The sequence below is a fragment of the Trichococcus flocculiformis genome (genome assembly GCF_900113645.1).
GTDB classification, from domain to species: Bacteria; Bacillota; Bacilli; order Lactobacillales; family Aerococcaceae; genus Trichococcus; species Trichococcus flocculiformis.
Window position 1 is genome coordinate 174,338 of sequence record NZ_FOQC01000002.1, and the last position, 6,409, is coordinate 180,746.

The 6,409-nt window shown below is 47.7% G+C and carries 7 protein-coding genes and 1 pseudogene; 6 read left to right on the top strand and 2 right to left on the bottom strand.

All coding sequences use genetic code 11. The features are described from left to right. Together BMZ71_RS01810 and BMZ71_RS01815 are read right to left on the bottom strand one after the other, a co-directional pair. Positions 1-277 (bottom strand): transposase (locus BMZ71_RS01810; RefSeq protein WP_177187456.1); only part of this gene is annotated, 277 nt, incomplete at its 3' end. A gap of 140 nt (positions 278-417) precedes the next feature. Further along, the gene (locus BMZ71_RS01815) at positions 418-1,623 is read right to left on the bottom strand and encodes an MFS transporter (protein WP_086990890.1); all 1,206 of its coding nucleotides are present in this window, start codon (positions 1,621-1,623) and stop codon (positions 418-420) included. Between the two features lie 279 nt (positions 1,624-1,902). Between BMZ71_RS01815 and BMZ71_RS01820 the strand changes: the two genes are divergently transcribed. From BMZ71_RS01820 to BMZ71_RS14780, 6 genes and pseudogenes are all read left to right on the top strand, one after another. Then, positions 1,903-3,054 carry an RNA-guided endonuclease TnpB family protein gene (locus BMZ71_RS01820; protein WP_086990892.1) on the top strand — a complete coding sequence of 384 codons (1,152 nt, stop codon included), beginning with the start codon at positions 1,903-1,905 and terminating at the stop codon, positions 3,052-3,054. Between the two features lie 177 nt (positions 3,055-3,231). Continuing rightward, positions 3,232-3,783: an O-acetyl-ADP-ribose deacetylase gene (locus BMZ71_RS01825; RefSeq protein ID WP_086990894.1), complete on the top strand. Its 552-nt coding sequence runs from the start codon at positions 3,232-3,234 to the stop codon at positions 3,781-3,783. Then, the gene (locus BMZ71_RS01830; RefSeq protein ID WP_086990895.1) at positions 3,783-4,157 is read left to right on the top strand and encodes a zinc ribbon domain-containing protein; all 375 of its coding nucleotides are present in this window, start codon (positions 3,783-3,785) and stop codon (positions 4,155-4,157) included. Before BMZ71_RS01825 ends, BMZ71_RS01830 begins: the two co-directional genes overlap by 1 nt. Before the next feature lie 116 nt (positions 4,158-4,273). Then, positions 4,274-5,101 (top strand): DUF975 family protein, encoded by an 828-nt coding sequence (locus BMZ71_RS01835; RefSeq protein ID WP_177187455.1) that lies wholly within the window; start codon positions 4,274-4,276, stop codon positions 5,099-5,101. 46 nt (positions 5,102-5,147) lie between these two features. Beyond that, positions 5,148-5,897, top strand: a complete 750-nt coding sequence (locus BMZ71_RS01840) for a hydrolase (RefSeq protein WP_086990900.1) — start codon at positions 5,148-5,150, stop codon at positions 5,895-5,897. Between the two features lie 312 nt (positions 5,898-6,209). Continuing rightward, positions 6,210-6,409, top strand: a pseudogene (locus BMZ71_RS14780) (IS5/IS1182 family transposase); the annotation flags it as partial.

A 6,409-nucleotide genomic window follows, 5' to 3' on the forward strand; every position in this document is an offset into this window, starting at 1 on the left:
CTAAAAAGTATTTGAATGATATATCATATCTAGCCCTTTCGCATAGATCGCGATCTGACAAAGGATTCAGAATTTTGAGAAGTAATAGTTTCAACATATAAACAGGATCAGCAGCCTTTCTTCCGAAATCAACCGTATAATTCTTTTTTATTTCGTCATAAACAAAAGAGAAATCCACCAGTGTATTTATTTTTCTTAATATATGGTCCTCAGGGACCAAAATATCATAAAGTTGAGCGTAAGGACTCACTGTGAGCCTTTCTTCATTGCGTAGCATAATTATCACCCCTTCATATCTTTATTTTCCTCCAAAATACAAAAAAAGCCAGAAATTTATCTGACTTTTTCAGCAGCCTCGAACCAGTTTGGCGGGGAATATCGTCCTTCAGCCGAAAAAATTGGACGCAGCACCTAGCATCAAGAATGTTCCGCTCCGTTGCGTTTCCCGCGCTGATAGAAAAGGAACATCAACAATGCAGCTAGCAGGGCGGTGGCGGCACCGAAATAGAAGGGCACCCGGTTGTTGAACGTATCATAGAACCAACCGCCGATCAGGCTGGCAGGCAGCAGCGTCATCCCAAGAATCGCGTTGTAGAGGCCCAGACCGGTGCCTTTTTTTTCTTTGCCGATGATGTCGGATACCATGGCTTTCTGGATGCCGTCCGTGGCGGCGCTGTACAGCCCGTAAAAGGCGAACAGACCGACGATGGCGAAAGGGGTCGTCGCTTTGCCGAAACCAAAATAGATCAGCGCGAACGTCAGGTAGCCGCCGATGATGATCCGCTTACGGCCGATTTTGTCGGACAGTTTCCCGAGTGGAACGGCGAAGGCGACCGAAACGGCATTGAACACCAGATACATAATCGGGATGAAAGCATCGCTGACGCCGACGTCACTTGCTTTGATCAGGAGCAGCGCATCCGTCGAATTCCCCAATGTGAACAGGAAAACGATGAAAAGGAAAAGATAGAAATCCTTCGGGAAATCCCGGAAAGCCAGTTTCCCGAGCCGCTCCGATTTGGCGCGCTTGGCTTCCTTCACAAAAAAGATGATCGACAGAAGCCCCAAAAATCCCGGAATGGCCGCAAACAGGAAGACGCGTCGGTAATCGCCAGGAAAAGCGGCCAGTACAGCGAAGGCGGTCAGCGGCCCGACGATGGCTCCGCTGTTGTCCATCGCTTTATGGAAACCGAAATTCAGACCGGCGTTGTTGTTTTCTTCAGAAGAACCGGCCACAAGACTGTCCCGGGGAGCGGTGCGGATGCCTTTGCCGACGCGTTCGACAAAACGGATCGACAGGACCTGCAAGGGTGTCGTCACGAATGCGAACAGCGGGGAAAGGAGCGCGGTGATGCCGTAACCGATGATCATGAAAGGTTTGTTGCGTCCGATTTTATCGCTCCACCAACCGGAGAGGGATTTCAGGACGGAAGCGGTGCTTTCGGCGATCCCTTCAATCAGGGAGATTTCCGTTTTCGAGGCGCCCAGTGTCGTCAGAAATAAAGGCAGTATGCTGTAGACCATTTTTGTCGTCGTATCCGTCAGGAAACTGGTCAAGCCGACAAAGAAAATATTGCTTTCGACGCCGAGGATCTGCTTCTTTTTTTTCTGATTATCCGCCATTTTGAAAACCTTCTTTCGGTTATTTCTTCAATTCCATTTAATTCCTTTTCCGCCCAAATGTCTAGCAGAGTGCCCGCTCCCATACGTCCGCTTCGGATGGTTCTGCCAAATGGATAATCAACCGGATTTTTGAGTTAGCGGGAAGGAAACACGGGCTTTCAAACCCGTGATGAATTCCCGCTGTTTTATCTTTTTTTTGCACTCCTCCTACTGCGTATTGTCTGCCCTTAAATGGTACAATGAACACAAAGATAGCAAGGAAAAAGGAGGTGAATCACAATGACATTGAAAGGGATAAAAGTTAAATTGTACCCGACCGTCGCTCAGCAAGAAGCCATCGAAAACAATTTCAGGCTGAACCGATTCCTTTGGAATCAACTGCTCGGGATGCAGCTTGCGGGCCATGAAAATGGCGGCTCTTTCGTCACCAAATTCGGCATGAATTATCTGATTAAGGTAATGAAAATCGAATTTCCGTTCCTGAAAGAAGCCGAAAGCACCAGTTTTCTTTACACATCTGCGGATCTTGCGGATAGTTATGACCGCTTCTTCAAGAAACAGAACGGTTTCCCAAAATTCAAGTCGCGTCGGCGACCCAAAAACAGCTATAAATCGAATTGTGTGAACGGCAATATCCAGGTCGTGGATAATCATTATCTGAAATTGCCGAAAGTGGGCTTGGTGAAAGCCAATGGCCTGCATCGCGTCAAAGACAAAATCAAGAGTGTGGTCATACACAAGAAGGCGGACGGCACCTTTGAAGCGACGCTGCAGGTTGCGTTTGAGGCAACAACTTTTGAATCAACAGGCAAATCCGTTGGGATTGATCTCGGCATTGCCGACCTGGCCATCCAATCGGATGGTTACAAACTGCCGAACAAACAATTCGAGCGTTCATTGGCGAAACAAAAACGGCAATGGGAACGGAAATTGGCCCGGCGCCGTCAACAGGCGCTTGTCAAAATCGAACAAGCGAAAGCGCAAGAAATCGAACTTGAGCTTTCTGATTTCAAAAATGTCCAAAAAGCCAAGGAACAAGTGGCGCGTATCAACAAAAAGATTGCCAATCAACGCAACAACTATCTGCAACAATACACAACCAGCCTGGTCAAAAAATACGACCTGATCGTCCTGGAAGATTTGAAAACCAAGAATCTTCTGCAGAACCGTCAGCTGGCGCGTTCCATCGCCGATGCCGCCTGGGCGAAAATCAAGTCCATGCTGGCGTACAAATGCGAGTGGTACGGCAAGGAACTGGTATTGGTGAACCCCGCTTATACGAGCCAAACGTGTTCGCATTGCGGGGAAAACACCGGCAAGAAACCGCTGCGGATCCGCACATTCGCTTGCCCGCATTGTCATACCACAGGTATTGACCGCGATGTGAATGCGGCCATCAATATCCTCAACAAAGCGCTTGCCCAGCGTTAAAGGCACAGGTCAGGAACTGGCCTCGGTTAATAGGAGAAACCGCTGTTGCGTTGGATTTTCAACGCGGCAAGTCTGCTCTGTTCCCAGAAGCTCGGTCATTTATGCCCGAGTAGTTCACGGTAAAGTGTACATATTGATATGTCCGGACTGAACACAGGTTATGAGGGAGGAATCGGAATGAAGGAATTGCAGGTCAGTCACACAAAGTTGCATGTGCTTAAAGGCGACATTACCCGTTGCGAAGTCGCTGCCATCGTCAATGCCGCCAATGAAAGCCTGCTGGGCGGGGGAGGAGTCGATGGCGCCATCCACCGTGCTGCTGGTCCGGAATTGTTGGCAGCCTGCCGTTTGTTGAACGGATGCCGCACAGGTGAGGCGAAACTTACGCCCGGCTTCCAGCTCAAAGCGGCTTCTGTGATTCATACGGTCGGTCCTGTCTGGCGAGGAGGAACGCATGGCGAAGCGGATTTGCTGGCTTCCTGCTACCAAAAGTCATTGGAGCTTGCGGACTCCAACGGCATCCATACGCTTGCTTTTCCAGCAATCAGCACGGGTATTTATGGATATCCACTAAGCCAAGCAACCAAGATTGCTGTTGGAACCGTCAAGGCTTACCTGGAAAATCAGCCGCAATCAATCATCACTGAAATCATTTTTGTCTGCTTTGACGATGCGACATTGGCAGCGTACGAGCAGACATTCAAAGAATTGGAAAGGAGGAATGCTTAATGTTTCTATTTTTTGATGTATTGCCGTTCCGCAAACTGTTGGAGTACAATCAAACCATCACGTGCAGCCGCTGTGGACATTTTGGGCGCTATGAAGTCTATCGCGTGGGCAATCGTTTCCGCCTGTTTTTCATCCCGGTCATCACCTTCGGGAAAAAATACCTTGTCCGCACAACCTGTTGCGACACATGGTACCTGCTGGATCCGCTTGTAGGAAAAGCGATTGAATGGAAAGAAACGGTTTCGATCCGCGACAGCGATCTGCAGATGTATCAAACAGGTGAACCGCTTGAAAGCAGATGCCCCAACTGCGGTGCCTCTTATCCTCATGGCTCCAATTATTGTCCAAATTGCGGAGCGAAAGTGGAGGGATAGGAAAGCGGACACATCATCAAGTGAATAAATGAAAGACAATCATCTGAAAGCGTTACAAATTGTACAATTGTGGTATAATGACACTATCGCAAATTGTAAGGGGTGGTCATAGTTATATGTTAACAAACAAAGAAATCAGATCAACAGCTAGAGAATATTTACGCGGCAATTATAAAATGGCGGTCGTCAACTTGATCCTTATCACAATCGCGAACAGCGTCATGCAATCGGTAGTCCGGACGTTGACAGGCGAAAGTGCTCTGAATATGCAGATGACGGGGGAAACTTTGCCGAATTGGGATTCCGTCTTTTCAATGCAATCCTCACCTTTCCAAACGACTTTGAATGTCGTCCTTTCGATCATCGTGGCGTTGATCATCGGCTCCATGCAGATGGGGAACGAGTGGGGTTATCTGGATATGCTGGACGGTACACCGCTTTCGTCGGGCCATCTGCTCAAACCGTTTGAAAACCAGTTGTTCAAAACCCTCGGCGTTCTGGTGCTGCAGGCGGTTTATGTCATTCTCTGGTCCGTATTGCTGATCATACCGGGTATCATGAAGCTTTACGCTTTGGCATTATCGAATTTCATTTATTTCGATAATCCGGACATGAAAACGACGGATATCCTGCGACAAAGCGAAGCTTTCATGAAAGGCAAAAAGATGAGACTTTTCCAATTGGATCTGACTTATTTTGTTGTCTACCTGATTCCTGTGGTATTGTTCTTTGGTGTCGGGATAGCTGCATTCAACATATATGCCGGAGCGACAACGGCTGATTCCGATGCATTACTGTACCAAGCGTTGTTGCTGGTAGGCTTGATGCTTGCTGCATTCGCCATTTTCGGCATCCTTACCTTCATCGTTGAGCCGAGAAGAAAAGCAGCGCGTGCGGTGTTCTATTCGGAAGTCCTGAAGGAAGAAAACCTAATCATTGGCTGATCAGCCAAGATCATTTCATAAAAATCAACAGTAAAGGAGCGAAAGAATGGAACCAAGAATCAAACGAGAAGCGCCAAGCATCACAACCGATTTGCGCAGTGATACAGTCCAAGTCCCAAGTGTGATCCGGAATTGTTCCGGAATCCGGATTTTTGGAAAACGTATCAAATCGTTGATCTTTACTACGGATATTGCGATTATCCTGAATAACGATGCGGATGCCGTCATCGCGGTTTATCCATTTACCCCGCATCCGGCGGTCATCCAAAGTATAGCCAATGTCTCGACCATTCCGATCCTTTCGGGCGTCGGAGGTGGGACGACGCAAGGTAAACGTAGTGCCAATATCTCTTTGTTTTCTGAAGCGCAAGGATCCTTGGCTGTAGTCGTGAACGCGCCGACACCGATCGATACGATCAAACAGATTGAAGAAACTGTGGATATTCCGATCGTCTGCACCATCGTGACGGAATACATGGATATCCAGGAGCGTTTGGATGCTGGTGTTGACATCCTGAATGTCAGCGGCGGAAAAGACACCGCTTATATCGTAAGCCGCATCCGCGAAAAGTATCCGGATGTTCCGATTATCGCAACCGGAGGACCTACAGATGAGACGATATTGGCTGCTATCAATGCCGGCGCCAATGCCATCAGCTGGACGCCTCCCTCCAACGGTGAATTGTTCCGCCGTAAGATGGACAAGTACCGCGACAAAGAGCGCGAAAAATTTATGCAGGAACATCAAGGTATGACGATCGAAGAAGTCGAAGATTTGGAAGAGCACAGAGATTAATCTATCGAAAAAACGCACAAGCAGCGGCCGGGACTGTCCCGGCCACTGTTTGTGCGTTTTTTTAGGTACAGTAAGGCTTCTGAGGATTCAGGTGCGACAACTGATCAATGGATGCGAATCAGGGTGGACCTTTTTCAGGTGTATTTTTTTTAAAATAACCGTCGATACTATATAATGTCTACTGAATAATTAACAAACCTTATCATAACAGCGTTTTTAGATGTTTTTTGGTATAATAGATGCATGGAATCCAGCGCAAAACACCAAAAACCCGTGCACTTTTTTCAAAAATGATACGAAGAGGCGATGAAAATGTACAAAAAGCAGACGAATCGGCAATTAACCATTTATGACTTCGATCAGCCATTGGGCCTGACGATGAACCCAGAAAACCGTTGGGTCAAAAAAGCGGATTCGATTCCCTGGTCAGTCATTGAAGATAAGTACGCTGCTCTGTTCAACAGTGACAGAGGAAACATCGCCAAACCGGTAAGGATGGCACTAGGTGCCTT